At 38.3% G+C, this 26,812-nt stretch carries 25 protein-coding genes and 1 pseudogene; 19 read left to right on the plus strand and 7 right to left on the minus strand.

The genetic code is table 11. The features are described 5' to 3' along the window. Positions 1 to 23: 23 nt before the first annotated feature. The 3 genes from argJ to CIN_RS02515 all read right to left on the minus strand — a co-directional run bounded on the left by argJ (position 24) and on the right by CIN_RS02515 (position 3,308). Positions 24 to 1,259 carry a bifunctional glutamate N-acetyltransferase/amino-acid acetyltransferase ArgJ gene (argJ, locus tag CIN_RS02505; protein ID WP_008853484.1) on the minus strand — a complete coding sequence of 412 codons (1,236 nt, stop codon included), beginning with the start codon at positions 1,257 to 1,259 and terminating at the stop codon, positions 24 to 26. A 128-nt stretch (positions 1,260 to 1,387) separates the two neighbouring features. Then, a complete protein-coding gene (locus CIN_RS02510) occupies positions 1,388 to 2,242 on the minus strand; it encodes a peptidylprolyl isomerase (protein ID WP_008853485.1) in 855 nt (284 codons plus the stop codon). 106 nt (positions 2,243 to 2,348) lie between these two features. Next, positions 2,349 to 3,308, minus strand: coding sequence for a peptidylprolyl isomerase (locus tag CIN_RS02515; RefSeq protein WP_040363712.1), 960 nt, complete (start codon positions 3,306 to 3,308; stop codon positions 2,349 to 2,351). 298 nt (positions 3,309 to 3,606) lie between these two features. Here CIN_RS02515 and secA point away from each other — a divergent pair, with 298 nt between their 5' ends. The 16 genes and pseudogenes from secA to glmM all read left to right on the plus strand — a co-directional run bounded on the left by secA (position 3,607) and on the right by glmM (position 21,679). Next, entirely contained in the window at positions 3,607 to 6,285 is a 2,679-nt protein-coding gene (gene secA / locus CIN_RS02520) for a preprotein translocase subunit SecA (RefSeq protein WP_008853487.1), read from the plus strand. 42 nt (positions 6,286 to 6,327) lie between these two features. Next, positions 6,328 to 7,077, plus strand: a complete 750-nt coding sequence (locus CIN_RS02525) for a YebC/PmpR family DNA-binding transcriptional regulator (RefSeq protein WP_040363713.1) — start codon at positions 6,328 to 6,330, stop codon at positions 7,075 to 7,077. A gap of 5 nt (positions 7,078 to 7,082) precedes the next feature. Beyond that, positions 7,083 to 7,589, plus strand: a complete 507-nt coding sequence (gene ruvC / locus CIN_RS02530; protein ID WP_008853489.1) for a crossover junction endodeoxyribonuclease RuvC — start codon at positions 7,083 to 7,085, stop codon at positions 7,587 to 7,589. Continuing rightward, positions 7,586 to 8,221: a Holliday junction branch migration protein RuvA gene (gene ruvA, locus CIN_RS02535; protein ID WP_008853490.1), complete on the plus strand. Its 636-nt coding sequence runs from the start codon at positions 7,586 to 7,588 to the stop codon at positions 8,219 to 8,221. The genes ruvC and ruvA overlap by 4 nt, the downstream gene beginning before the upstream one ends. Next, positions 8,218 to 9,279 carry a Holliday junction branch migration DNA helicase RuvB gene (gene ruvB / locus CIN_RS02540; RefSeq protein WP_008853491.1) on the plus strand — a complete coding sequence of 354 codons (1,062 nt, stop codon included), beginning with the start codon at positions 8,218 to 8,220 and terminating at the stop codon, positions 9,277 to 9,279. Before ruvA ends, ruvB begins: the two co-directional genes overlap by 4 nt. A gap of 1 nt (position 9,280) precedes the next feature. Then, the gene (locus CIN_RS02545; protein ID WP_008853492.1) at positions 9,281 to 9,757 is read left to right on the plus strand and encodes a YbgC/FadM family acyl-CoA thioesterase; all 477 of its coding nucleotides are present in this window, start codon (positions 9,281 to 9,283) and stop codon (positions 9,755 to 9,757) included. A gap of 113 nt (positions 9,758 to 9,870) precedes the next feature. Next, the gene (tolQ, locus tag CIN_RS02550) at positions 9,871 to 10,650 is read left to right on the plus strand and encodes a protein TolQ (RefSeq protein ID WP_170314022.1); all 780 of its coding nucleotides are present in this window, start codon (positions 9,871 to 9,873) and stop codon (positions 10,648 to 10,650) included. Between the two features lie 4 nt (positions 10,651 to 10,654). Beyond that, positions 10,655 to 11,149 carry a protein TolR gene (gene tolR, locus CIN_RS02555; RefSeq protein WP_008853494.1) on the plus strand — a complete coding sequence of 165 codons (495 nt, stop codon included), beginning with the start codon at positions 10,655 to 10,657 and terminating at the stop codon, positions 11,147 to 11,149. Positions 11,150 to 11,167: 18 nt separating this feature from the next. Then, complete coding sequence (locus CIN_RS02560; RefSeq protein WP_040363714.1) at positions 11,168 to 12,184, plus strand: hypothetical protein; 1,017 nt, start codon at positions 11,168 to 11,170, stop codon at positions 12,182 to 12,184. A gap of 437 nt (positions 12,185 to 12,621) precedes the next feature. Further along, positions 12,622 to 13,983 carry a Tol-Pal system beta propeller repeat protein TolB gene (tolB, locus tag CIN_RS02565; RefSeq protein ID WP_008853496.1) on the plus strand — a complete coding sequence of 454 codons (1,362 nt, stop codon included), beginning with the start codon at positions 12,622 to 12,624 and terminating at the stop codon, positions 13,981 to 13,983. 204 nt (positions 13,984 to 14,187) lie between these two features. Beyond that, on the plus strand, positions 14,188 to 14,667 hold the full coding sequence (gene pal, locus CIN_RS02570) for a peptidoglycan-associated lipoprotein Pal (RefSeq protein WP_040363715.1): 480 nt from the start codon (positions 14,188 to 14,190) through the stop codon (positions 14,665 to 14,667). Between the two features lie 158 nt (positions 14,668 to 14,825). Further along, entirely contained in the window at positions 14,826 to 15,722 is an 897-nt protein-coding gene (locus CIN_RS02575) for a tol-pal system YbgF family protein (protein ID WP_008853498.1), read from the plus strand. A gap of 9 nt (positions 15,723 to 15,731) precedes the next feature. Further along, entirely contained in the window at positions 15,732 to 17,006 is a 1,275-nt protein-coding gene (tilS, locus tag CIN_RS02580; RefSeq protein ID WP_008853499.1) for a tRNA lysidine(34) synthetase TilS, read from the plus strand. A 173-nt stretch (positions 17,007 to 17,179) separates the two neighbouring features. After that, positions 17,180 to 19,145 (plus strand): annotated as a pseudogene (ftsH, locus tag CIN_RS02585) (ATP-dependent zinc metalloprotease FtsH). Positions 19,146 to 19,249: 104 nt separating this feature from the next. Then, on the plus strand, positions 19,250 to 20,275 hold the full coding sequence (folP, locus tag CIN_RS02590) for a dihydropteroate synthase (RefSeq protein WP_008853501.1): 1,026 nt from the start codon (positions 19,250 to 19,252) through the stop codon (positions 20,273 to 20,275). 42 nt (positions 20,276 to 20,317) lie between these two features. After that, positions 20,318 to 21,679, plus strand: coding sequence for a phosphoglucosamine mutase (gene glmM / locus CIN_RS02595; RefSeq protein WP_008853502.1), 1,362 nt, complete (start codon positions 20,318 to 20,320; stop codon positions 21,677 to 21,679). On the opposite strand, the gene CIN_RS02600 is transcribed toward glmM, so the two are convergent. Together CIN_RS02600 and CIN_RS02605 are read right to left on the minus strand one after the other, a co-directional pair. Beyond that, entirely contained in the window at positions 21,676 to 22,386 is a 711-nt protein-coding gene (locus tag CIN_RS02600) for a type 1 glutamine amidotransferase (protein ID WP_008853503.1), read from the minus strand. The genes glmM and CIN_RS02600 overlap by 4 nt on opposite strands. 200 nt (positions 22,387 to 22,586) lie before the next feature. Continuing rightward, a complete protein-coding gene (locus CIN_RS02605) occupies positions 22,587 to 23,135 on the minus strand; it encodes a peroxiredoxin (protein WP_008853504.1) in 549 nt (182 codons plus the stop codon). Positions 23,136 to 23,262: 127 nt separating this feature from the next. Here CIN_RS02605 and CIN_RS02610 point away from each other — a divergent pair, with 127 nt between their 5' ends. From CIN_RS02610 to CIN_RS02615, 3 genes are all read left to right on the plus strand, one after another. After that, positions 23,263 to 24,186, plus strand: coding sequence for a hydrogen peroxide-inducible genes activator (locus CIN_RS02610; protein WP_008853505.1), 924 nt, complete (start codon positions 23,263 to 23,265; stop codon positions 24,184 to 24,186). A 74-nt stretch (positions 24,187 to 24,260) separates the two neighbouring features. After that, a complete protein-coding gene (gene ykgO, locus CIN_RS11650; protein WP_034336436.1) occupies positions 24,261 to 24,386 on the plus strand; it encodes a type B 50S ribosomal protein L36 in 126 nt (41 codons plus the stop codon). A gap of 156 nt (positions 24,387 to 24,542) precedes the next feature. Continuing rightward, positions 24,543 to 25,115, plus strand: a complete 573-nt coding sequence (locus CIN_RS02615) for a DJ-1/PfpI family protein (protein ID WP_008853506.1) — start codon at positions 24,543 to 24,545, stop codon at positions 25,113 to 25,115. 18 nt (positions 25,116 to 25,133) lie between these two features. Here CIN_RS02615 and CIN_RS02620 read toward each other — a convergent pair whose 3' ends face one another. Then, positions 25,134 to 25,913 carry an OmpA family protein gene (locus CIN_RS02620; RefSeq protein WP_008853507.1) on the minus strand — a complete coding sequence of 260 codons (780 nt, stop codon included), beginning with the start codon at positions 25,911 to 25,913 and terminating at the stop codon, positions 25,134 to 25,136. 60 nt (positions 25,914 to 25,973) lie between these two features. After that, complete coding sequence (locus CIN_RS02625; RefSeq protein ID WP_008853508.1) at positions 25,974 to 26,786, minus strand: inositol monophosphatase family protein; 813 nt, start codon at positions 26,784 to 26,786, stop codon at positions 25,974 to 25,976. Between the last annotated feature and the right edge of the window lie 26 nt (positions 26,787 to 26,812).

Here is a 26,812-nt window from a genome sequence, read left to right on the forward strand (position 1 = left end):
GTAAGAGAAAAGATTAAGAAAGATTAAGAACGAAGATAAGAACCGTTAATATCAATATAGCCTTTGGTAAGGTTACAGCTCCATATGGTTGCTTTACCATTTCCAAGATTAAGGTCAACTTTAATTTTAATGGTTTCTTCTTTCATATGTTTTTCAACGGTTGCATGGTCGTAGTTGTCTAGAACCCCGCCTTCATGAGCAACCCATACGTCGCCAATTGCAACTGATAAAGTGTCTCTGTTCGCAGGTTCTCCAGCTTTTCCAACAGCCATAACGATACGTCCCCAGTTGGCATCTTCACCTGTAATTGCTGTTTTTACCAACGGAGAGTTTCCAATAGACATTCCGATTTTAAACGCTGATTCGTCACTCATTGCACCTGCAACGGTAATTTCTATCAATTTACTAACACCTTCACCATCTTTGATCACTAGTAATGCAAGCTCTTTAAGTACGTTTTCTAGAGCAGTTGCAAAATCATTTAAACGAGGATCATTAACGTCTGTAATTTCAGGTGTGTTGGCAATGCCAGTCGCGAACAAAAGTAATGTATCAGAAGTAGATGTATCCGAATCAACTGTAATAGCATTAAAGGTCGTTTTAACTTTTTTAGATAATAATGTTTGTAATACAGAAGTAGGAAGTTTTGCATCTGTGGTAACAAAAGATAACATGGTTGCCATGTCAGGGGCAATCATGCCGCTGCCTTTTGCAATTCCTTGGATGGTCACGGTTTCTGTGCCAATCTTTGTTTTTAAAGAATAACCTTTGGCAAAAGTATCAGTTGTTAAAATGGCTTGTGCGGTTTCAGCCCATTGATTTTCATCAAGTTGTTGATGAAGCTTTGGCATAATATCAATGATCTTTTGGTAAGGAAGTTGCTCGCCAATTACGCCAGTGGAAGATACAAAAATTTCCTCAGCAGCACAGCCAATTACTTTTGCTGCGGCTTCGGCAGAGCGTTGAACAGCTTCAAACCCAGCTTTTCCTGTGAAAACGTTGGCAATGCCAGCATTCACTAATAATCCTCTGGCTTTACCATTTTTTAAAATAGTGCGACACCAATCAATCGGAGCACCAGGACATTTATTTTGCGTAAAGACACCAGCAACGGTTGTCGAGGGCGCAAATTCCATTAATGTTAAATCTAAACGTCCAGAATATCGCAATCCAGCCTCTACAGAAGCCAAGCGTACCCCAGGAACCGCAGGAAGAGAAGGGAGTGAAACCGCAAGGGGAGAGGTTGGATATTTACTCATAATCAAAATTACCTTTATTAAATAATTGGTCAAAAATTAAGGATATAATCGTATATTGAAGCAAAAATATAAATATCTATAATGATATTTCTTAGAATATTATCAATAGTGTTTGATAAGATAAAAGATTAATATTCTATAATGTGAACGTTTTTCAAGCTTTCTTCGTATAAATTATACACAGTTTCTTTGGTAATTTGTTCTTTTATAATGGGCTCTACAGATTCTAAAGAAGGAATAGGGTGATTGCGTTCATCAATTTTTTGAAAAATGACCCATCCATAGGCTGTTTCTATAGGCTGTTGAGTGTATTCATTGTTTTTAAGTTGTGAGATAGCTTGAATAATAGGCTGATTCAGTTCGTTTATGGTTAACCAGCCAATATCCCCTTTATTTTTTTCTCTATTTTGTAAATCTATTGAATAAATACGTGCAACTTCAGGAAAAGACTGTCCACTGTGAAGTTTTTGCAAAACAATTTGTGCTATTTCAGGTGTTTGAACAATGATTTGACGTAAATGTATCTCTTCGATCGGAGGTTGGTTTAAATAATGTTCATTATAATAGTGTTGAATGGCTTGAGGTGTTAAAAAAGGTTTTAACTTTTCGGATAGATAAGCCTGCGTCAGCTTCTGTTGAGTAAGGTCTTTAATTGCTGCATTTATATTTTTCTGAATAGCCGGTTGTTTATCAAGCCCATCTTTTTGAATAGCAATCATTAACGCATGATCAACAATAAGCTGTTTTGTTAATTGAGGGTATAATATCTCTTTAGGAAGAGAGCGTAGTTCCTGAGGTAAATTAGAGGCTAATTTTTCTACATCTTGGATGGTAATAATATCATTATTCACGCGAGCAAGGATTTGCTTTGGATTATTTGTTATTTCTTCTGATTTTACAGGAGGTTTTATTGGTTGTGTCGTGTTTGAAAATGTGGAAGGGAGGCTGTCTTTATTAGATAAAGAAAATGAAGTCGTAGCCATCCCTTTAGGTAAAAGAATGATTGCTTGACTAATAGTTATTATAAATATGTAAGAAATACATTTTTTAATTCTAAAAGACGCAATCATTATAGTATTGTATCAACTCTTACTTCGTTGGTGCTGGCATTGGAGCTTGTGTAGGAGCTGAAGGAGGTTGAATTGTATATTGTTTGATTACAGCATCATTTTTCATGATTTTGCTTTGTTTGATTGTATCATCAATTACTGCTCTAACATTTTGTTGGATCAATTTTTGACGAATAGCAGGTGTTACTTGTTCTAAAGTAGGAACAGGAGCTGTTTTATATGCTAACACTTGGATAACATGGTAACCAAATGGGCTTTTAACAGGAGTTGTGCTGGTTGTATCTGCTTTCATAGCAAAAGCTGCTTTTGAGAAATCAGGAACGAGTTCATCAGCTTTAACCCAACCTAAATCACCGCCATTTTGACTTGCGGTTGCTTTATCAATAGAGTTTGCTTTAGCAAGATCAGCAAATTTTTTGCCGGCTTTTAATTCTTTAATGATTTTTTCAGCTTCAGCTTGAGTTTTTACCAAGATATGACGAATATGAGCTTCTTTTACAGGAGGTTTATTCGCATAATTTTCATCATAGAATTTTTTAATTGCTTCAGGAGTTACTTTTGGTTCAACTTGAGCTTTTAAATAAGCGTCTTGAATAATGCTTGCTTTTGCAAGTTTTAATTGTTGTTGAACGTCAGGGTTGTTTTCTAAATTTGCTTTTTCAGCCATTTGTTGAACAGCTTTTTGATCAACCATTTGATCAACCATCATTGGCAACAAAACGCCTGTTGGGATTTGGCTTAATTGAGGTGGTAATAATTTACGGGCATCTAGAACATCACCAATGGTAATATTTTGACCATTTACAGTTGCTAATACTGTGCTTTTATCAGCTGTTTCTAAAGAGTTTGTGGCTGCTGGAGCAGCAGTAGTAACCGCTGGTTGTTTTGCAGGTTCAGCAGCCATTACAGATGCGCTGAAAAGACTAGATGTAATAAGCAGTCCAGCTGCAAAACGAAATGTGTTTTTAGAAATCGACATTTAGAAATACCTTAAAGGTTGGTTAAAGTTTATCTTACAAAAAATATTCTTAGTGACAATTATACCATACAAAAAAAAGATTGTCTGTAGATAAGTTATCAATATTTTAACAAAAGCTAAAAAAATGAACTTTATTTAACAGTATATATATAAGTATTTTTATGATATGTTATTACAGTTTTTAAAATACAATTATTGTTTACTTAGTTCTGCCTGAATTTGGTTAAGTTTAAATGAGATTACTGACGGACCTTGTGCTGACAGGCAGAGTTACGGGGTCGTTGTTTGGAAAATATTGATGTTTGCAAAATTTGCTCGTGCCGTTTTTGGTACATCTAATGAGCGTTCATTAAAAGCCTATCAACGGCGGGTGCCTAAAATTAATAGCCTAGAGCCTGAAATGCAGGCTTTGGATGATGCTGCTCTTGCACATAAAACTGTTGAATTTCGTCAGCGTTTGGCTGATGGTGAAGAGCTTGATGCGTTATTACCAGAAGCTTTTGCTGTAGTCAGGGAAGCTTCAAAACGTGTATTAGGGATGCGCCATTTTGATGTTCAGTTAATTGGTGGGATGGTACTTCACGACGGTAAAGTCGCAGAAATGCGGACTGGTGAAGGTAAAACACTCGTTGCAACATTGGCTGTTTATTTGAATGCATTGCCTGCGAAAGGGGTGCATGTTGTTACGGTAAACGATTACTTAGCATCTCGTGATGCTGAAGAAATGGGGCGTTTATATAATTTCCTTGGGTTGACTGTTGGTACTATTGTTGCTGATTTAAATGATGATGAGCGCAAAGCTTCTTATCAGTCTGATATTACTTATGGTACAAATAACGAGTTCGGTTTCGATTATTTGCGCGATAATATGAAATACAGCTTTGATGAAATGGTTCAACGCGATTTTTTCTATGCTATTGTTGATGAAGTTGATTCTATTTTAATTGATGAAGCAAGAACACCGTTGATTATTTCTGGTGTAGCAGATGATAGTTCAGATTTATATCGTTCTGTTGATGAAGTGATTAAGGTCATTGTCAAAGACCCTGAAAATTACGAAAAAGACGAAAAATTTAAGACGGTTATTCCTACTGAAATAGGAACAGAGCGTATCGAAGCTGCATTACGTGAACATGGTGTTCTTCATGATGGTGGTCTTTATGACATTCATAATGTCGCTTTAGTTCATCATATGCAACAGGCTTTAAGAGCAAATACATTATTTGCTAAAGATGTAGATTATATTGTTCGTAATGATAAAATTATTTTGATTGATGAATTTACAGGGCGTATGATGGATGGTCGTCGTTATTCTGATGGATTGCATCAAGCTTTGGAAGCTAAAGAGCATGTGACGATTCAGCAGGAAAATCAAACGCTTGCATCGATTACATTTCAAAACTATTTTCGTTTATATCCTAAACTCTCAGGGATGACGGGAACAGCGATGACAGAAGTGGATGAGTTCGCCGAAATTTATAAGTTAGATGTTGTTTCTATTCCAACGAATTTAAAAGTTCAACGTCAAGACGAACATGATGAAATTTATCTAACAGCGAATGAAAAGTATGAAGCTGTTAGTAAGTTAATTGAAGAAATTCATGCGAAGAAACAACCTATTTTGGTTGGAACAACGTCCATTGAAAAAAGTGAAATTCTTTCTGATCTTTTAACTAAAAAGAAAATCCCTCATAATGTGCTAAATGCGCGCTTTCATGAAAAAGAAGCTCAAATTGTTGCGCAAGCTGGTGGTTCTGGGGCAATTACGATTGCTACGAATATGGCTGGTCGTGGTACGGATATCAAGTTGGGTGGTAATGTTGAAATGCTTATTCAACAACAGCTTGCTGATATTGAAGAGGAAGAGGAGCGCAAAGAAAAAGAACAAGCTTTGCGTGATCATTCAAAAGCCGATCATGAGCATGTTAAAAAGAATGGCGGTTTGTATGTTATTGGTACAGAACGTCATGAAAGTCGTCGTATTGATAATCAGTTGCGTGGTCGTTCAGGACGTCAAGGTGATCCAGGAAATTCAAGATTCTTTTTGTCTTTAGAAGATGACTTGATGCGTATTTTTGGTTCTGAACGTATGGGCGGAATGTTGCAAAAAATGGGCCTCAAGGAAGGGGAAGCAATTGTCCATCCTTGGATTAATAAAGCTCTTGAAAAAGCACAGAAAAAAGTTGAAGAACGTAACTTTGATATGCGTAAAAACACATTAAAATATGATGATGTGATTAATGATCAGCGTAAAGAGGTTTATTCTCAACGTCGTGAATATATGTCTTTGGAGGATGTTTCTGAGGTCATTACAACGATGCGTAATGATTTAATTGATTCTTTGATTGTCAGTTATTTGCCAGAAAAATCTTTTGCAGAACAATGGCAAACAGAAGAGTTGACTGCAGAAGTTAAGCGTTTATTGAGCTTAGATTTGCCAATTAAAGAATGGTCAGAAGAACAAACGATTAGCATTGACGAAGTTGAAAAACGGATTAAAGATGCGGCTGAAAATGCTCATGCAGTCAAGGCAGCTAATTATGGTGCTTCTATTATGCGTTATGTTGAAAAACAAATTTTGTTAACAACATTGGATGGCGTTTGGAAAGAGCATCTTTTACGTCTTGATCAAATGCGTCAAGGAATTGGCTTGCGTGCTTATGGACAAAAAGACCCTCTGAATGAGTATAAAAAAGAGGCATATAATTTGTTCCATTATATGTTGGATGAGCTTGGTGAACGGGTTATTTCTACCTTATGTCGAGTAGAAATTAATGTTAGAACCGATGATGAAATGCCTGTTGAGCATTCTGATGAAGAACCATCTTGGGAGCAGTTAGAAAAAGAGCATTCTTTGGAACATCACGACGGTGAAGATGTTGCTATTCCAGAGGAATGGCAAAATATTTCTCGTAATGCGTTGTGTCCTTGTGGCTCTGGTAAGAAATATAAGCACTGTCACGGCAGTTTAGTTTAAGTTTAGTTTGTTTTAAGATAGAAAGAATTAAGAGAAAAATTTATGGCAGGACATTCCAAGTTTAAAAACATCATGCATCGTAAAGGTGCCCAAGATGCACGTAGAGCAAGAGATTTTGCCAAGATTATTCGTGAAATTACCGTAGCAGCAAAAACAGGTATGCCTGATCCTGCGTCTAATCCACGTTTACGTGCTGCTGTTGCAGCTGCTAGAGCGGTTAATATGCCAAAAGATAACGTTGATCGTGCGATTAAAAAGGCTGCAGGCAGTGGTGAAGGTGATAACTTTCATGAGGTTCGTTATGAAGGTTATGGAACTGCAGGTGTTGCAATCATCGTTGAGGCATTAACGGATAATCGTAATCGTACAGCCTCAGATGTTCGTGCTGCTTTTAATAAATATGGTGGTTCCTTGGGGGAAATGAATTCTGTTTCCTTTATGTTTGAACGTTTAGGTGTGATTACGTATCCAGAGTCTGTTGCTGAGTATGATGCGATGTTTGAAGCTGCGATTGAAGCAGAAGCTGAAAACGTAGAGGTTGCAGAAGGGTATTATGAAATTACTTGCCCAATGGAAAATTTCTTTGCAGTTCGTGATGCTTTAGAGGCTAAATTTAAAGAGCCAGAAAGTGCTAAAATTGAATGGCGTCCAAGCAATACTGTAACTTTAACCGAGGATAATGCACAAACATTGTTAAAACTGATTGATACATTAGAAGATCATGATGATGTGCAAAATGTTTTTGCTAATTTTGATCTTCCTGATGATGTAGCAGAACGTTTATCGGTTTAAGATTCGTGGTTAGAATCCTAGGGATTGACCCTGGTTTGCGTTTTACAGGCTGGGGAGTTATTGACGCTCAAGGAAACCGTCTTTCTTATGTTGCCAGTGGAATATTGGCAACGGATAGTAAGACGGCAGTTCCAGAGCGTCTTTGTGTATTGGCTGATGGATTGGAAAAGCTTATAGAGCAATATGCTCCTGATGAAGCAGCTGTTGAAGAGACCTACGTTAATCAAAACGGAACTGCGACGCTAAAGTTAGGTTATGCCAGAGGAGTTGCTTTGTTAATTCCTGCGAAAGCAAGCCTATCAGTGCTTGAATACGGTGCGAAGACCGTCAAAAGGGCTGTTGTTGGTACGGGTGCTGCAACGAAAGATCAAGTGACAATGATGGTAAAACGTATTTTGCCTAGTGCAATTATTCAAAAAGCAGATGCTGCAGATGCGTTAGCTATAGCAATATGTCATGCACATCATCGTACTAGTCAAAATACGATTGCATTAGGAAAGGTCATGGCATGATTGGACAATTAACAGGATTATTAATTGAACAAAATGAAGCCGATCGTTGTATAATTGATGTAAATGGCGTGGGCTATGTCGTTTTTACATCTAATCGTACCTTGGCTCGTTTACCCAGACCTCCTGAAGTTGCTAGAGTTTTAATTGAAACGATTGTGCGAGAGGATGCAATTTTACTATATGGCTTTGCAGAATCTTATGAACGGGATTGGTTTCGCTTATTAACAACAGTTCAAGGGGTAGGGGTGCGTATGGCTTTGTCGATATTATCGACATTATCGCCAGATGAAATTAGCACGGCTATTATGACTGCTGATAAAGCAACGTTAACCCGAGCTCCTGGTGTTGGGGCAAGATTAGCTGTTCGTATTCTTACGGAGTTAAGTGGTAAAGTTGCTTCTTTATCGGATTCTATCGCCACGGTTGTCGTGCCTGAAGGTAAAGATAAAGGATCCCGCCCTCAAACTGCACAAACATTATCTGATGCGTTGCTTGCTTTAGAGGGGTTAGGGTTTCGTCGTGTTGAATCTCAACCTGTTGTAGCCAAAGTGATTAAGCGTTTGACCGATGAAGGCAAAGGATCAGAATTGGATTTGGTTATTCGTGAATCCTTAAGAGAGTTAGCACGATGAGCTCTGTTGAAAACAGACCGTTTGATGCGTCTAAACGCCCAGAAGATACATTTGAAGTCGCGTTGCGTCCTCAGTCTTTATCTGAGTTTACAGGACAAAAAACGTCTAGAGAGAATTTGTCTATTTTTATTCAGGCTGCTCGTAAACGTGAAGAAGCGTTAGATCATGTTTTATTACATGGCCCTCCAGGGTTAGGAAAAACGACTCTTGCTCAAATTGTTTCTAAAGAGTTAGGGGTGGGGTTTCGGGCGACTTCAGGGCCAGTTATTCAGCGTGCTGGCGATTTGGCTGCAATTTTAACGAATCTACAGCCCAGAGATGTGTTGTTTATTGATGAAATTCATCGTTTACATCCTTCTATTGAGGAAATTCTCTATCCTGCAATGGAGGATTTTCAGCTTGATTTGATTATTGGTGAAGGGCCAGCAGCACGTTCCGTTAGGATTGATTTGCCTCCCTTTACGTTGGTTGCAGCAACAACACGTTCTGGATTGTTAGCGACACCTTTAAGAGATCGTTTTGGTATTCCGTTACGACTGATTTTTTATACACCGGACGAGTTGAAATTAATTGTTGCTCGAGGGGCTAGAAAGCTTGGTTTTGAGCTCACTGATGATGGCGCTGAAGAAATTGCGCGTCGTTCGCGTGGGACGCCACGTATTGCGGGTCGTTTATTAAGGCGAGTTCGTGACTTTGCATTGGTAACCCATAAAGAAGGGCAGGCAGTCGATAGCAAGCTTGCTGATGCGGCTTTATCGCGTTTAGAAGTGGATCAAATAGGGTTGGATGCAATGGATCGGCGCTATTTAATGCGAATTGCTGAATATCATCATGGTGGTCCTGTTGGGGTAGAGACGTTAGCAGCAGCATTGGCAGAATCAAGAGATACGTTGGAAGATGTTATCGAACCGTATTTAATTCAAGAAGGTTTGGTTTTAAGAACGAGTCGAGGGCGTGTATTAGGAGAAAGAGGATGGAAACATTTAAATTTGTTGCCTCCAGCTTCTATTTCTGCGCAATTTGATTTATTAAATGATACGACTGAAGAAGGAGAGTAAAATGGAAATCGCAGCACAAGCGGGTGACGAAATCTTAACAAAAGCACGGTTGATGACTAAGGAAGAAATCCAAAATTATCAATTTAGAATCTGTTATGAAGATACTGACGCGGGTGGTGTTGTTTACCACGCTAAATATCTAGGAATTGCAGAGCGTGCCAGAACAGAATGTATCCGTCAATTAGGTGGAACTGTTGCTGAACTTTACAAAGAATACGGACAAATCTTAGTTGTTCGTCAAATGGAAATTCAATATCGTAAACCTCTTTTTTTGGATGATATTGCAAATGTAAAAACCAGCTTAATTACAGCTTTAGGGGCTAGTTGTTGGTTATCTCAAGTGTTCTCTCGTGATGGAGAGATTGTGACAGAGATTAAACTGCAATTGGTTTGTCTAAAGAAAAGTGATTACACACCATCTCCGTTCCCATCTCATTGGCAAAAAATCTTTGATGCGCTCACAGAGGGCAATTCTTAAAAGAAAACGTTAAGTATGATAAAAACGTGATTGTTTTTGTTTGAAAAAGTAGATAACACTGATTGTGTAGAAAAATAGAATCTAGCCTCATTAGTATCGTTTATTAAATACTAATGAGATTCATAGTGCAGGAGGCATTTTTGGATCCATCGATTAATGCAGCAAATTTGGCTGCACCAGCAGCAGACTTATCCCCATGGTCTCTGTTTCTTCATGCAGCCCTTGTTGTAAAGCTGGTTATGATTGGTTTGGTTATAGCCAGTATTTGGGTATGGGCTGTTATCTTTGATAAGATTGTTACTATTCGCAAAGTAAGACGTCAGGCAGATGAGTTTGAAGATCTATTTTGGTCAGGTGGTAGTCTTGATGATCTTTATGATCAGTATGGTGTAAAACCTAATCATCCAATGGCAGCTGTTTTTAGCGCAGGAATGGGTGAATGGCGTAGATCAGCTAGAATTTCTGGCGCTGATATGAGTAGTGAAGGCGTAAAACAACGTATTGATCGTGCGATGTCTATTACCATTACTCGTGAAATGGAACGTTTGGAACGCTGGTTGACTTTGTTGGCAACTGTTGGGCCTGTTGCTCCTTTCGTTGGGTTGTTTGGTACCGTATGGGGGATTATGCATGCGTTTGCTTCTATTGCACAATCTAATAACACCAGTCTTGCTGTTGTTGCTCCTGGGATTTCAGAAGCTTTATTCGCGACTGCGCTTGGTTTGTTAACAGCGATTCCAGCTGTTGTTGCTTACAACTTTTTTAGTAATAAGTTGAATTTATTTGCTGAACGTCTTGAGGGGTTTGCAACAGAATTTTCTGCCATCCTTTCTCGTCAATCTGAAGCATCTATTTCTTCTACTAAATCTGACGTAGTAAATAATCAGGAATAAAGTAATGGGATTTTCTGTTCAAGGTGGATCTGGCAGAGGAAGACGAGGTCGTCGTCCTCAAGCAGATATTAACGTAACCCCTATGGTTGACGTTATGTTGGTGCTATTGATTATTTTTATGGTTGCAGCACCGATGATGACCAGTGGTATTAACGTGGATTTGCCTAAAACAGATGCAAAGCCTGTTAATTCAGATACGAAACCAATTACAGTAACGGTTAAAGCAGATGGTTCTGTTTATTTGGGTGATAATGCGGTTGATATGAGTCAGCTTGTTGATCAGCTGCGTGCTGTTTCACAAAATGATCCAGAGCATCGTATCTTTGTAAAAGGGGATCAGCATATTAATTACGGCCGTGTGATGGAAATTATGGGGCGTATTACTGCTGGTGGGTTTACTCACGTTGCATTGCTTGCACAAATGCCATCTGGAACGGGATCTGCTGGTGGGCAACAACCTGCACCGTTGCCACCTGCTGCGCCTTCTCATACTCCTTAAATCAAGGGATTCTTGTCGATGCTGGGTATGTATCGTTCTGAACGTAAACTTTTTGGTTGTTCTTTTGTAGCATCTATCGGAACGCATTTCAGTGTCGTGGTGCTGATGTTTTTATTGTCTATTGCTTTTACTTCTTCACCACCGCCTAAGCCTCCTGAAGAGCAACCTGTTGAGGTTGAATTTGAGAGTGATAATAGTGGTCAAGAGGTTCCTGCAAAAGCAGAACAAGATTCTCCCAATCCAAATGCACCCGCTGAAGAAAAATTGGATGCGCCGCCAGCGCCAACAAAGCCGATTAATGCACCGATAGAAGAAACACCACCGCCACCGCCACCGCCACCGCCTCAGCCATTGCCACCTCCTCCAGAGGCGGTATCTAAGGTTGATGCCGTACAGCCTGTGCAAGAGCAAGCGATGGATAGTCCAGCCGAATCTGCTGTGACATTACCTCCTGTTGTGGCACCATTATCTTCGTCTTCACAGTCTAATGCACCATCACCGCCGACACCGTCGCCAGTGCCAAATGCGTTGCCAACAGAGCAAACATTTTCAAAGATTACACAGCCAGAAAAAGCAAAAGAAACTGTTGCTGATTCTCACTCTTTAGAAGCAACGTTGAATGGGTATCGTGCGGATCAAAAACAAACACATCCGCCAAGATCAGCTGCAAATCCACGTCAAGGTGGAGCACCCAATGGTGGTGGAGCTAGAAACGGAGATATTACAAAAGGCTTAACAGCTGGACAGCAAGGTAAAATTGCTTCTTCTGTGCGTCGTTGTTATACGCAAGATACTGCAGCGAAAAATTATGCAACGAATGTAGCACATATGGAAGTTACTGTTGATGATACTGGAACAGCTCGAATAGTAAAATTTGATGCTGCTACACAGGCAAAAATGAACAGTGATCCTGCTTATCGTGCATTTGCGGAACGTTCTAGGGATGCTGTGTTAAGTCCAACATGTTCTAAGCTTCCTATTCCAAGTAATTTGTTAGGACAGAGAAATACAATTAAGTTTGTTTTCCGTCCTTAAAATTGAAGGCGTTTTGTCAAAAAAGAAATGTAAACATTATGGTGTTATATTTCTCTTTTGTGTCTTTGATAGCGGATACTTTAAGAAATATAATTAAAGAAAATTCTGAGACTAATTTTGGTTATCCGCCAAGGATAGAAACAAAAATAAATAAGGTTACAAGGTTCACATGGAAGTTACTGTGGATGTGACAGGTAATATAAAAACGATTAAAATCGACCTTGCAGCCTTAGATTAAAGTGAATAAAGATCAGGCATATCGTAAATTTGTAGAGTCTTCTAAATAGATGCTATTAAATCCGACTTGTTTAAAAAGGTATATACCGATTAAGATGTTAGGAAAGACAAATACGATTCGGTTTGTATTTACTCCTTAAATATGTCGTAATTAAATAATAATTTTTGATTCATTATAAAGAAAAAAGGAAAGTAACATTATGCGTTCGATTATTTCGGATCAAGATGCAGATATTTTACGTGATACATTGATGCCACGGCGTACGATGTTATACGGATGTGCTGCGGTGGGGGGCATTATGGCTACCCCTTTATCTTCTGCTTTTGCACAAACTGCAAGTAATGCTAATGCCCCTGGTGCAGCTGAAATTACCGTTGATCGGGCTCGTAATGAACCTATTCCTATCGTTATTCCAAGTTTTGGTTCTGGTAATGGTGCAACCATTACCCAAGTAGTCACGGATGATTTAAGTAATACTGGTTTGTTTAGAGTGATTAGCTCGACTTCATCATCTGCAACTCCTGATTTTGCATCCTATAAAGCAATGGGGGCTCATGCTGTTGTTACTGGGAATGTTTCTGGTGGGCGCGTTGAGTTTCGTTTATGGAATACATTAACAGGGCAACAAATCCAAGGGACTGCTTACTCTTTTTCTGGTAGTTCGGAAGTTCGTCGTGTTGCTCATATGATTTCAGATGTGATTTATGAACGTATGTTAGGTGAAAAAGGGTATTTCAATACGCGTATTGCTTATGTTTCCCAAACAGGGCGTCGTTCTAATCCAACAAAACGTTTGGCTGTGATGGACTATGATGGTGCGAATAGTCGTTTGTTAACCAGTGGGAAGTGGCTTGTTTTGACACCACGTTTTAGTCCAGTTAGCAATCAAATTGCATTTATGTCGTATGTGAACGATCGTCCACGAGTTTATTTGTTTAATCTACAAACCGGTCAGCAAAGAATTCTCGGTGATTTCTCCGGGATTTCTTTTGCACCTCGTTTCTCTCCTGATGGACGTTCAGTTGTGATGTCTGTAACGCGAGGTGCTGGTTCTGATATTTATGTTGTTGATCTCGCTTCTGGTTCAAAAAGACAACTGACAAGCTCTGGCGCGATTGATACCAGTCCTTGTTACAGTCCAGATGGATCGAAGATTGTATTTTCTTCTGATCGTGGTGGTAAACAGCAGCTTTATATTATGAGTGCAAGTGGTGGTGGTGCACATCGTATTTCTTATGGAAGTGGAAGTTATGCTAGCCCAGTATGGTCACCTCGCGGAGATGTGATTGCATTTGTGCGTATTAGTGGTGGATTCTCTATGGGAGTTATGGCACCAGATGGAACAGGTGAACGTATTCTAACGCAAGGATTTACAGTGGAAAGTCCTACGTTCTGTCCAAATGGGCGAGTATTGGCGTTCTGTAATCAGTCAGCTGCAGGTGCAGGTGGGGCTGGGTTCTCTTCATCTGTTCGTACGATTGATGTCACAGGATTTAATGAACGTGCAATTCATACTTCGACGATGGCTTCTGGACCATCTTGGTCTTCTAGCAACACTTAAAAAATAAATAATCATTTATTTATAAAAAGAATAAGCAAAATGAAAAGTTTTTGCTAAAGTAAATAGAACCTCAGCTTGAATTTCAGGCTGAAGCGTCCAAAAGAGTAAAACGTTATTTTTACTCTTTTAAATTTATTTAATATTTGTTTTTGCGATCATTTATCATTCAGATAATTTGAAAGCTATTTTGTAGGAATACAGATGATGAAATTAAAGCTTCTTGGTGCTTTTGGCGCTGCTTTGATGCTTGCTGCTTGTGGTCATAGTGATGATAAAGGGGCATCAACAGGAAATGGTGCAGCTCAACAAAGTGTGAGTGGTGTGGTTCCTGGTAGTCAAGCAGACTTGGTTGCTAATGTTGGTGATCGCGTTTTCTTCCCATTTAACTCAAATAATTTAACAGACGATGCACGTGCAACGTTAAACCGTCAAGCAGAATGGTTGAAACGTTATCCAAACGTACAAGTTATGGTTGCTGGTAACTGCGATGATCGCGGAACTGAAGAATATAACATTGCTTTGGGTTCACGTCGTGCAAATGCTGCTCGTGATTACTTAGTATCTTTGGGTGTATCTCCTGATCGTATTACCACAATTTCTTATGGTAAAGATCGCCCAATTGCAGAAGGTGATAGCGAAGATGCATACGCACAAAACCGTAATGCAACCACTTCTGTTCGCTAAGATATATTGATTAATCAATATTGATAAAAAGCCGATGAAACTTACTATACGTTTCATCGGCTTTTTGTTATCAATAAAATAAAATTTTGTTCGATCGATAATTTATAGAATATTAATGATAAATTCATCCTATAAAAATATCTTAAAGGGTACTATAAATGCTATTTTTTGAAACTCATTTAAAACAATCTGAATCTTTGTCATATAAAAAGTTATTTAAAGGCGCATTATTGGGGGTATTTTTGCTTTCAAGCGGGATGATGAGTAGTGCTTTTGCACAAGATGTATCCAGCCGTGACGTTATTTCATTGCAAAATCAAATTGAAGCGCTCAAATCGCAAGTAACTCAATTACAACAAACACAATCTGTGTCAGGAAGCTCTGATCGTCGTTCTAGTAAAAGTGATAGTAAAGGGAATGTAGATCCAAGTGGGTTATTACCTGAACTCTTAACCCGAGTAAATAATTTAGAAGATCAGCAACGTATTATGCGTGGACAGTTAGATGATTTAACCAATCAAGTCCAAACAAAAATTGATCTTTTGAATAAAAAAATTGATGATGCAAATTTTGCTGCTGGGGGTAATGGTGGTGGATCAACTGCTGGCGCAGCAGCAGTTACAGCAGCACCTGCAGCGGCTGCAACATCTGCATCAAACACACCTAAAGCGGCAAGCGCTGGTAACTCTTTACAAGATGGACAGCAAGCTTTGTTGAGTAAAAATTACTCAGAGGCAGAATCTATTGCTCGTAATATTATTGGTACGCCACAAGGTAAGAAATCTGTTCCGGCTCATTTCTTATTGGCACAGTCTTTGGCAGGTCAACAACGTTATAAAGATGCTTCCCTTGGTTATTTTGATATTTATAAGAAATTCCCAGATTCTACACGCGCGCCAGAGGCTTTATTAGGCGTCAGTATTACATTATTGAAAAACGGTGATAGTGCAGCCTCATGTCAAGCTTTAACACTTTTGAAAAGTAAATATCCAAACGCTTCTAGTCGTATTAAAGGTGCGGCTGCGAGTCTAAATAAAAAAGCGAAATGCTCTTAATTTTGAATAATGACTAATCAAGAGTTAACTCCTCTTACTCAAGAGGAGTTTAATCAATATATAGAGCCATTAGGGCCATGGGGTGATGATAGCGAGGATATGCCTCCTGTTGCGATTGCGGTTTCAGGTGGAGCAGATAGTCTATGTCTGGCTTTATTAGCTTCGAGATGGCGTAAAAATATCATTGCTTTTATTGTGGATCATCAATTGCGTAATTCCTCTAGGCAAGAAGCAATGATTACACAAGAGCGTTTGTCTAGTTTATTTATTCCTTCTGAAATTTTAACCTTAACAGATTTAGAGGTAGGTCCAGCTTTAGAGGAAAGAGCCAGAATCGCACGTTATACAGCATTGGTTCATGCCTGTTATGCTAGAGGGTGTATTGATTTATTATTAGGGCATCATGCAGGCGACCAAGCTGAAACAATTTTGATGCGTATTCGTGCAGGAAGTGCCTCAGATGGTCTGTCTGGTATGGCTGCCATTATGGATTTACCAACTATTCGTTTAGTTAGACCCTTGCTTCATGTATATCCGCAACGATTACGTGCAACTTTGAGAGAAGAAAAGCTTGTTTGGGTAGAGGATCCTTCTAATCAAGATATGCGTATTCAAAGGAATCGCCTTCGTGAAGAGTTATCTAGTAGTTGGAAAACTTCTGGTACCGTGGCTGTTTTATTAAAACGCTCTCAGGAAGAGGGCCTTGCTCGAATGAAAAGAGATCAAGAGCAGGCAGATATATTGGCCAAAGACGTAGTGGTAAGACCTGAAGGATTTGCGTTATTATCATCTAACGTGATTGAAGCACGTGCTTTAGGTGCTCTTATTCGTACAATTTCTGGGTCTGTTTATGCGCCTTTATATCAATCGTTGGAACGATTAGGACGTAGATTACGTTCAATGACTATTGGTGGTGTTAAAATACAGCCTGCAGGGCGATTAGGTGATGGATGGTTACTTTTTCGTGAAGAAGCAGCAATGCAAGAAAGAATAAGTGTCTTTCCTGATTGTGTATGGGATCAGCGTTTTAGAGTCGTTATTCCGCAAGGGAAAATGAAAGAGGGCATAGAGGTTGGCGCTGTAGGAGAAGCTTATAATTTTTTTGCTAGTCGTCGAACTTTTCCTTCAGCATTGTTAAAAGTATTGCCCGCATTGTGGGAGAATAATAAGTTGATTGCTGTACCTCATTTAGGGATTTTTTTACAAGACTCAGTCAAAGAATGGCGTATTATTTTTCAACCTAAACAACCAATGACACAAAGCTATCTTTTTTTAGGTGTATAAAAGGCTAATTCCGTTTAATATGCTAAAGAAAATCACTTTTAATACTAGGAAAAAAATCGTTTAGTCCTTATGTTAAATAGATAATAGTAAATAATAAACAAAATATATTAATTTTGTTTAAAGGATATATAAAACAAGACGTGTTTGTTTTGAACATGGAAATATAAAGAAGAATGAACAAAAAGAATTTTGGCCGTAATTTAAGCTTATGGATTGTTGTGATCGTTATGGTCATGTTGGCTGCTGGTTTTTTTCCGTCCAGACACAGGACAATCCACTGGAGAACAAATTAATTATTCTCAATTTATTGGGAATATTGATGCAGGAAAAGTAAAATCTGTTGTTATTCAAGATCGTAATCTTAGTGGAAAAGATACAGATGGTAAGTCTTTTACAACGTATTTGCCTCCATATACGAACGATTTACTTGAAAAATTAAGTAGCAAGAACGTATCGATTGAAGCTAAACCTTTGGATAATCAGCCTAATTTATTTTGGCGCTTGATTATTAATTTACTTCCTACCTTATTAATTATTGGGCTATTTATTTTGTTAATGCGCAATATGCAAGGTGCTGGTGGTAAAGCAATGGGTTTTGGAAAATCCAAAGCTAAAATGCTGACTGAAAAGCAGGGACGTGTTACTTTTGCTGATGTTGCTGGTATTGATGAAGCCAAAGCTGAGCTCGAAGAAATTGTTGAATTTTTGAAAGATTCTCAAAAATTTCAACGTTTGGGTGGTAAAATTCCAAAAGGGGTTTTATTAGTTGGCCCTCCTGGAACAGGTAAAACATTATTGGCTCGTGCCATTGCTGGTGAAGCAAATGTTCCGTTCTTTACGATTTCAGGTTCAGACTTCGTTGAAATGTTTGTGGGTGTTGGTGCCTCTCGTGTTCGTGATATGTTCGAACAAGGGAAAAAATCAGCGCCATGTATTATTTTCATTGATGAAATTGATGCTGTTGGTCGTCACCGTGGCGTTGGTATGGGCGGTGGAAATGATGAACGTGAACAAACATTGAACCAAATGTTGGTTGAGATGGATGGGTTTGATAGCAATGAAAGTGTTATTTTGATTGCTGCAACTAATCGTCCAGATGTTCTTGATCCAGCTTTATTGCGTCCAGGGCGTTTTGATCGTCAAGTTGTTGTGCCTAACCCTGATGTTTCAGGGCGTGAAAAGATTTTACGTGTGCATATGCGTAAAGTGCCTTTGGCTTCTGATGTCGATCCAAAAGTAATCGCAAGAGGAACGCCTGGATTTTCTGGTGCAGATCTTGCAAATCTTGTAAATGAAGCTGCGTTGTTAGCTGCACGTTTAAACCGCCGTACAGTGTCTATGCTTGAATTTGAAAATGCTAAAGACAAAGTGATGATGGGTGCAGAGCGTCGTTCATTAGTAATGAGTGATGATGAAAAGAAAAATACAGCGTATCATGAAGCTGGACATGCGCTTTGTGCACTTTTAACACCTGGCTGTGATCCAATTCATAAAGCAACGATTATTCCTCGTGGTCGTGCGTTAGGAATGGTAATGAGTTTGCCAGAAGGGGATCGTTATTCTGAGACTAAATTGAGATGTAAAGCGCGTTTAGTGCTTGCTATGGGCGGACGTTGTGGTGAAGAGTTAGCTTTTGGTGCTGATCATGTTACCAGCGGTGCGTCTGGTGATATTAAAATGGCTACTAGCCTTGCCCGTAATATGGTTAAAGAATGGGGAATGAGTGATAATCTTGGTATGATTAACTATGATGATAGTGATCAAGGTTATACTATGGGGCCAAGTAATACGGTCTCTGGTCAAACTATTCGTGAGATTGAAACCGAAGTTAAACAACTCATTGATGAAGCTTATGAACGTGCAATGAAATTGCTGACGGAACATCGAGAAGAATGGGAAAGGTTAGCTAAAGGGTTATTGGAGTATGAAACGTTAAGTGCGGATGAAATCCAACAGGTCTTACGTGGTGAAAAAATCGAACGAAGTTTGGTTGATGATACAACTAAACATCTTCGCTCTTCTGTTCCAGAAGTAGCACCTAAAGAAACCGAAACAGAAAATAAACAAGTAGAAGATGAGCAAACAGAATCATCTATAAGCTTGGATAAATCAGATGATAAAACTGAACCAACGGCATAATTTATTGGTAAAGTAGTTTTAATATTTAAAGTGAAAGAAGTAATTCTTTCACTTTTTTTGTATCTAGCCTTGGCTAAAAACAAATCTTTTTATAGTTTACAGAGATGACACAAAATAAGTTATTTTTAGAACCATTGGCTTTTTTGTATGATGATATTGCCACGCAGGCGATACAAGAAAAAAAAGCATATCCTTTTTTAGGCCAACAGAGGCTAGCTTTTTCAATGGTAAGGCAAGTGAATGATTGTCTTCATAATTCTATTATACCAGTGAATGGATGTCCTAAAATATGGCATTCAAAGATACAGCAACTGTCTTTACCGTTACCAATGGCGGGTTTGCCTGATGGCCCATTAGTAATGGGAATTTTAAATGTGACTCCAGATAGCTTCAGTGATGGGGGAAAACATTATAATTGTTCTGATGCCGTTCGTGCTGGTCATCAGATGGTGAAAGATGGTGCTGCAATTATTGATATCGGTGGGGAAAGCACACGGCCGGGATCTCAAGCAATTGCTGCGCAAGAAGAATGTGGGCGCATTTTGCCTGTTATCCAACAATTAAGAGGTTGTGGGGCTTTAATTTCTGTTGATACTCGTCATGCCTATACAATGCGTTATGCGTTGGAGGCTGGTGCAGATATTATCAATGATATTTCAGCATTAGAAGATCCAGAAAGCGCACAAGTGATCGCTCAGGCACAATGTCCTGTTATTTTAATGCATATGCGTGGAACGCCTCAAACCATGGTGGAATATGCAAGTTATGATCATATTGTCTTAGATGTTTTATCAGAACTAAGCAAAAAAATAGAAATAGCTGAACATGCAGGTATTTGTCGTGATCAAATTATTATTGATCCAGGGATTGGATTTGCAAAAAATCAGCAGCATAATTTACTCTTAATAAAACATTTGTCAGTTTTTTCTAGTTTAGGATGTCGTTTATTATTGGCGGTATCAAGAAAACGTTTTATTAGAGAGATTATGAATAATATGCATTGTGATCATTATGATTGGGGAACAGTTGTATCTTCTTTGCCATTTATGCTGTTTGGTAATGGTATTATTCGTGTTCATAATGTGCCAGCAATGGTGCAGTCGATTAAAGTATGGCAGGCTTTACATTAAAAATAGAGTAACTGTTTAAATCATATAACCTTGGAAAGACAGATGAGTAATCAAAGAGTTTTTTTTGGAACTGATGGAATTCGTGGAACAGCAAATACTAACCCTATGACGGTTGAGGTCGCTCAGAAACTAGGGCAGGCCGTGGGTTTGTTGTTTAAGAATGAAGGTGACAAAAGGCGACATCAGGTTCTTATCGGTAAAGATACACGTCTTTCATGTTATATGATCGAAAGTGCTTTGATTGCAGGTTTTTTATCTGCAGGAATGGATGTGATTGTGGTTGGACCTATGCCAACGCCGGCAATTGCAATGTTAACACGTTCATTAAGGGCAGACCTGGGTGTGATGATTTCTGCATCTCATAATCCTTATTATGATAATGGGATTAAAATCTTTGATCGTGAAGGGTTTAAACTTTCTGATGCACAAGAGATAGAAATTGAGACGTTACTTCAATCTGATTTGTCGCATCGTCTAGCAAAGCCAGAACAAATTGGGCGTGCAGTTCGTTTAGATGATGCCGCTGGACGTTATATCGAACATGCAAAAGCTTCTTTTCCAAGGCAATATCGTTTAAATAGATTAAAAATTGTTATTGATTGTGCTAATGGTGCTGCTTATAAAGTTGCTCCGACCGCTTTATGGGAGCTTGGTGCAGAGGTTATTTCTCTAGGATGCACTCCTAATGGGTTTAATATTAATGATAAATGTGGTTCAACGCATCCACAAGCACTCAGTCAAGCCGTGATTGATCATCAAGCTGATATTGGTATTGCGCTTGATGGTGATGCAGATCGTATGTTACTTGTTGATGAAACTGGCAAAGTTATAGATGGTGATCAGATTCTTGCGGTTATTGCCTCTTCTTGGGCTCAAAAAGGCTATTTGCCAAATAAACATGTGGTGGCGACAGTAATGTCTAACATGGGATTAGAACGTTTTCTAAACTCTCAAAATATTGATTTATTAAGAACGCGTGTAGGTGATCGCTATGTTGTTGAAAAAATGAGAGAGCTTGGATGCATGATTGGTGGTGAGCAATCTGGCCATATGGTTTTATCTAATTTTTCTACGACAGGAGATGGGGTTATTGCAGCTTTGCAAGTATTGGCCGTGTTAGTAGAAAAGCAAGAAAAAGCGAGCGTAGTTTGTAATATGTTTGATCCATTTCCTCAAGAGTTAAGAAATATTAGATTCCAAGGAAAAGATCCTTTAACACATGAAAGTGTTAAAAAAGCACTTCAGGATGTTGAGGAACAATTGGGAAAAGATGGACGTATCGTATTAAGAAAAAGTGGTACAGAGCCTTTAATTCGCGTGATGGCTGAGGCAAAAGAATATACCACTGTAGATCATGTTTTAACTCATTTATGTAAAGTTATTCAAGACGTGCCTAAAGGTTAACGGTGCTTATCTTTATGTTTTAGTAATAAATAAGAAATAATATCATCAATCAGCTGGTTGCTTTGAACAAAGAAACTGGCTGGTGCAGATAAAAGCTGTTGAGCAGGCTGCACATAAGGGTCGTTCGTTAAATCCAAAGAAGCATTATTAATCATCCCTTGTAAGAGGTAAGGGGTCATATGGGGATGGAATTGAACCCCAATAACGTTGTTATTTATTTGGAATGCTTGGTTGGGAGAAATAGGGCTTGAAGCAAGACAAATAGCATTTTCTGGTAATTCAAATTCATCAATATGCCAAAATAGACTTGTAAAATTCTCTGGAAAATGAAAATGCTTTTTAGTCTGCCCTTCTTCAGTTTTCATAGGAAACCAACCTATTGCTTTATTAGTAGCTTGTGAAACTTTACTACCATAAATACTAGCAATTAATTGAGCCCCAAAGCATATACCTAGTGTTGGAATATTATTATCAATTGCTTGTTTAATAAGTTCTTTTTCTGCTTTTAGCCAAGGGTAAGTTTCTTCATCATAGACACTCATTGGGCCGCCTAAAACGATGAGCAAGCTTGCAGATAGAATGTTAGGAAGAGGCGTATCCTCTTTATAAACAAAACAGATATCTGTAGCAAAACCTTGTTCGTGTAACCAAGATAGGATATATCCAGGTCCTTCGTAAATAGCATGCTGTAAAATAATTGCTCTCATTTTTGGTTGTTCCCAATAGAAAAATTAAGTAGCTTTTAATAACGTATAATCATATAATTATGGCTTAATATAGGCTTGTTAGTAATTTATAACTTATTGCTTAATTGTAATATATTTTTTTATCAATCTAAAATTAAAAAAACCCTCATTAAAATATGAATGAGGGTTCCGTAGTAGTTTAATGACAGCTATCTATAGAATTATAGAGTTGCTTCGCCTTTATGCCAGCTACATGGGCATAGACCACCATCTTGTAACGCATCAAGAATACGAATAAATTCATCTGGGTTACGACCAACAGATAGATCGTTAGCACTTACATGACGGATAATGCCTTTTGGATCAACAATAAATGTTGCACGTAAATTAACACCAGCAGCATAATGTAAAATGCCTAATGCTGAAGAAAGTTCACGTTTATTATCAGCTAACATAGGAATGTTAAGATTCTTCAATTGTGCGTTGTGTAAACGCCAGTTCAAATGAACGAATGCAGAATCAATAGAAAGACCATAAACAGCTGTATTACGTTCAGCAAATTGTTTTTCTAGATCGCTGAAAGCAACAATTTCTGTTGGGCAAATAAATGTAAAATCCATTGGCCAGAAAAAGAATAATTTCCATTTGCCGCTATCATCTTTGTTAGAGATGGTTTGGAATTTACCTTCTGCGCCTTGTTCTAAGCCTGCTTGACCAGCAGCAACAGCATCTAAACTGAATGATGGGAATTGATCACCAACTGTTAACATAATTACCTCCAAATAAAAAAATAAAAATAAGATACATAGGTTATATCTTATACTCTATTTCTATTTATGGGATTTTATGATTAAATATTCAAATGAATTCTTTAATAATAAGTGATCGAAAAAATCGATGGATATCCTTCCTTCTCCACAACAGCTCCGTTATTTGATTGCTCTTTCTGAACAAAGACACTTTGGAAGAGCTGCGAATGTGTGTTCTGTTACGCAATCAACGTTGTCTGCTGGAATATTAAATTTAGAGCGTCAATTTAATGTTTCAATTTTAGATAGAACCGCAGGAAAAAGGGTTGTTTTTACCCCTATAGGCGAAGAAGTTATCTCACAAGCCAAAGGTGCTTTACAAGGCTTAGAATCCGTTCGAGATATTATTAATTTTGCTCAAGAGCCGTTCTCAACATCATTGAAATTAGGGATCATTCCTACGATTGCGCCTTATATTTTACCTTCGATTATTCATAATATTAATGAAAATTATCCAAAATTAACTCTTAGTATTCACGAAGATTTGACCGAAAGCTTAATGGAAAAACTAGCCATTGGTTTTTTAGATTTGTTGATTATTGCGATGCCTTGTGATTGTAGTGGAGTTGAAACCTATGCGTTATTTAAAGATGATTTTTCTTTAATTTTACCTAAAAATCATCCTCTAACAGAATTAAATCAGATTCCTTTGGATAAAATTAACATCAAAGAAGTAATTTCTCTGCAAGATGGGCACTGTTTAAGGGATCAAACATTAGATATGTGTCGGCAGTGGCAGAGCTTTAAAACGGTAACAGATGCTCAAAATGATTTTACAGCGTCTTCTTTGAAAACAGTTGTAAATATGGTTGGGATGGGGCTGGGTGTTGCTTTTATTCCAGAAATGGCCATAGAGAGTGAAGTAGGGAATCGTTATGATATTGTTGTAAGACCGTTGGAGGGGAATCCGACTTGTCGTACGATTGGTTTAGCGTGGCGTAGAAACTCTTTGAGATCTAGCGAATTTAAACAGTTAGAAAAAGTCTTTCAAAATGTAAAAAATTCGCCTTAGGATTTGACTTTTTCTTATTTTTCTTTATATATGAGCTAACTTTCGAATTTATTGCCTTGGGTGGAATGGAAATTATGAAAATTAGAAACAGCTTACGTTCGGCTAAACTTCGTGATAAGGACTGCCGTATCGTTCGTCGTCATGGAAGAGTATACGTTATTAATAAGAAAAACCCACGTATGAAAGCACGTCAAGGTTAGTCTTATTAAGCTAAACGTCTCATCTTTGATTGATGAAAATGGATTTTAAAAAGGTTTCTATTTTTAAAATAGAAACCTTTTTTGCATTTACAATACTAAGTTTAATATATTTTATTAGAATAGAGATTCAAAAGATTTTGTTAGAAGGATCTGCTAATGAATATTTTTATTCTTTTATTTAATGATTTTCGTAAGTTAGATGTCTTTGGCGAGATTCCTGAATTTACACTACATTATTGTTCATTAACTGGAGGTATTATTCATAGTTCTCATCAGGTGCCTGTGATGACAACTATGCTGCCTTCTGTGTTACCTGATAGCTCTGTTTTATTTATTCCATGGGGAATGGGAACACGGCTATTAGTTAATGATAAAGTCTTTATTCGTTTATTAACGCAGACTATCCCTCAGGCTTCTTATTGCTTAACAGTTTGTACAGGATCAGCACTTATTGCAAAAACAGGATTGCTTGATGGTAAAAAAGCTACATCTAATAAGAAGGCTTGGTCGTGGGTTACTTCTATTAATAGTGAAGTGGATTGGCAACATTGTGCGCGTTGGTGTGTAGAGGATGGTTTGTATACATCTTCTGGAGTGTCTGCGGGTATTGATATGGCACTAGGATTCGTTGCTGATTTATACGGAAAAGAGCGAGCGATATTGATCGCTAATCTCATGGAATATGTATGGAATGACGACTATGATCATGATCCATTTTGTAAATCATAATCATAGGTAAAAGAGAAATTATTTCTGAGGTTGTGTTACAGCTTTTGGTTTTACCATTAAGTCAGATCTAATCATTTCTACATGATCAGGACTGAGATCTTTAACTTGAGTATCAGGAATGCCTTTTGCGAGTAAATAAATACGTGTAGAAGGGATACCTTGATTGATTAGTACTGCACGAATAGCTAAACCACGATTTAATGCAACACGACGAGGCGTTGATAAGTCGTCAGCATTCCCATGACTATATGCATTTAAATATACTGTCGCATTAGGATGTTGCTTTAGCATATTCGCATAATCCATAATGGCCTTCATCATAGATTCGTTTAAATCAGTTCCATTATCATCAAAAATAAGCAAGGTATGTAACTTAGTTGCGCGAACTTCCCCTTTAGCCTCGTTAACTACTTTTGGCATTGGAGGCGGTGCAGGGGGGTGTAATGGTACGACTAGATTAGCATCTTTAAATACAGGTACAGGAGGAGGGGCTGGAGGAATCGTAGGTAATACTACGGGCTTTGCCGCAGCAGGTTGAGGTTTAGCATCTGGTGTAGCTACTTTTTTCTTTTGAGATTGTGTTCTTCTCTTTTTTTCAGGCTGTTTACTCGTTTTCTTTATTTCCTTGCTCTTTGTTTTATGTGCATCGCCTAAACTATTCAGTGCAGATTGGTTAACACTGACTTGTGCCATGGCAGCAACAGAAGAGGAAAGAGTAACGAAAACAGAGCAAGCTGCTGTTAAAAAAAGTTGATTTCTTTTTTTGATAAGTGAAAAAGGAGATAAAGAAAAAAACATTATACAGACTCACAATCAACTTTCTTTGGAATAGAAGAATTTACTTTAGAATATCGTATTTTACGATTTTTTTGGTGTATTTTCTAAAACGATTTCTCTGATTTTAGAGAATAACCCAGCATTGGCAGCAACAGTATCAACAGACATACCAATATCATTTAATGGATCACCTTGTAAGTCAGATACATGTCCACCAGCTTCTCTCACTAAGATAATACCAGCGGCAACATCCCAAGGTTTTAAGCCCATTTCCCAAAAACCTTCATAACGTCCAGCAGCAACCCATGCTAGGTCTAATGCAGCAGAACCGAAGCGTCTTAAGCCAGCAATATGCGGCATTAAAGATTGCACGGTATTGACAAAACTTTGTCGTTTTTGTGCGCTTGAAACTGCAAAAGGAATACCTGTGGCAAAAACAGCTTGATACATGTCACGTCTTGCAGAAACACGTAGGCGACGTTCATTTAAAAATGCGCCAATGCCTTTTTCAGCCCAGAACATTTCATTTGCAACTGGATTATATACTAAACCAGATACGATTTCGACTTCACCACTTTCATGACGTTTTTGCAAAGCAATAGAAATCGCCCAATGTGGAATGCCGTGTAAGAAATTTGTTGTTCCATCTAATGGATCAACAATCCAACGCCAACTCCAATTTTCGCTTCCAGAATGTCCGCTTTCTTCCATTAAAAATGCGTAACCAGGACGCGCTTTTTCTAGCTCGGCACGGATTGTTGCTTCAGCTCTGAAATCAGCCTGAGAAACAAAATCACCTGGCCCTTTGACACTGACTTGAAGCATTTCTACTTCGTTAAAATCTCGCAATAAACCACGCGCTGCTTTTTGTGCGGCGTTTTGCATTACCATCATATGCGGGGAAAGTCGAATAGCCATTA

It is taken from the genome of Commensalibacter intestini A911, assembly GCF_000231445.1.
Lineage (GTDB): Bacteria > Pseudomonadota > Alphaproteobacteria > Acetobacterales > Acetobacteraceae > Commensalibacter > Commensalibacter intestini.

Coding starts and splice junctions, on each gene's coding strand:
- tolR (WP_008853494.1), top strand. CDS start 10,655: ATGGGATTTTCTGTTCAAGGTGGATCTGGCAGAGGAAGACGAGGTCGT.
- CIN_RS02625 (WP_008853508.1), bottom strand. CDS start 26,786: ATGATGGTAATGCAAAACGCCGCACAAAAAGCAGCGCGTGGTTTATTG.
- CIN_RS02605 (WP_008853504.1), bottom strand. CDS start 23,135: ATGTTAACAGTTGGTGATCAATTCCCATCATTCAGTTTAGATGCTGTT.
- folP (WP_008853501.1), top strand. CDS start 19,250: ATGACACAAAATAAGTTATTTTTAGAACCATTGGCTTTTTTGTATGAT.
- CIN_RS02600 (WP_008853503.1), bottom strand. CDS start 22,386: ATGAGAGCAATTATTTTACAGCATGCTATTTACGAAGGACCTGGATAT.
- CIN_RS02515 (WP_040363712.1), bottom strand. CDS start 3,308: ATGTCGATTTCTAAAAACACATTTCGTTTTGCAGCTGGACTGCTTATT.
- CIN_RS02510 (WP_008853485.1), bottom strand. CDS start 2,242: ATGGCTACGACTTCATTTTCTTTATCTAATAAAGACAGCCTCCCTTCC.
- CIN_RS02525 (WP_040363713.1), top strand. CDS start 6,328: ATGGCAGGACATTCCAAGTTTAAAAACATCATGCATCGTAAAGGTGCC.
- ykgO (WP_034336436.1), top strand. CDS start 24,261: ATGAAAATTAGAAACAGCTTACGTTCGGCTAAACTTCGTGATAAGGAC.
- CIN_RS02560 (WP_040363714.1), top strand. CDS start 11,168: ATGCTGGGTATGTATCGTTCTGAACGTAAACTTTTTGGTTGTTCTTTT.
- ruvA (WP_008853490.1), top strand. CDS start 7,586: ATGATTGGACAATTAACAGGATTATTAATTGAACAAAATGAAGCCGAT.
- secA (WP_008853487.1), top strand. CDS start 3,607: ATGTTTGCAAAATTTGCTCGTGCCGTTTTTGGTACATCTAATGAGCGT.
- pal (WP_040363715.1), top strand. CDS start 14,188: ATGAAATTAAAGCTTCTTGGTGCTTTTGGCGCTGCTTTGATGCTTGCT.
- CIN_RS02575 (WP_008853498.1), top strand. CDS start 14,826: ATGCTATTTTTTGAAACTCATTTAAAACAATCTGAATCTTTGTCATAT.
- CIN_RS02615 (WP_008853506.1), top strand. CDS start 24,543: ATGAATATTTTTATTCTTTTATTTAATGATTTTCGTAAGTTAGATGTC.
- glmM (WP_008853502.1), top strand. CDS start 20,318: ATGAGTAATCAAAGAGTTTTTTTTGGAACTGATGGAATTCGTGGAACA.
- ruvB (WP_008853491.1), top strand. CDS start 8,218: ATGAGCTCTGTTGAAAACAGACCGTTTGATGCGTCTAAACGCCCAGAA.
- CIN_RS02610 (WP_008853505.1), top strand. CDS start 23,263: ATGGATATCCTTCCTTCTCCACAACAGCTCCGTTATTTGATTGCTCTT.
- tolQ (WP_170314022.1), top strand. CDS start 9,871: ATGAGATTCATAGTGCAGGAGGCATTTTTGGATCCATCGATTAATGCA.
- tolB (WP_008853496.1), top strand. CDS start 12,622: ATGCGTTCGATTATTTCGGATCAAGATGCAGATATTTTACGTGATACA.
- argJ (WP_008853484.1), bottom strand. CDS start 1,259: ATGAGTAAATATCCAACCTCTCCCCTTGCGGTTTCACTCCCTTCTCTT.
- tilS (WP_008853499.1), top strand. CDS start 15,732: ATGACTAATCAAGAGTTAACTCCTCTTACTCAAGAGGAGTTTAATCAA.
- CIN_RS02620 (WP_008853507.1), bottom strand. CDS start 25,913: ATGTTTTTTTCTTTATCTCCTTTTTCACTTATCAAAAAAAGAAATCAA.
- CIN_RS02545 (WP_008853492.1), top strand. CDS start 9,281: ATGGAAATCGCAGCACAAGCGGGTGACGAAATCTTAACAAAAGCACGG.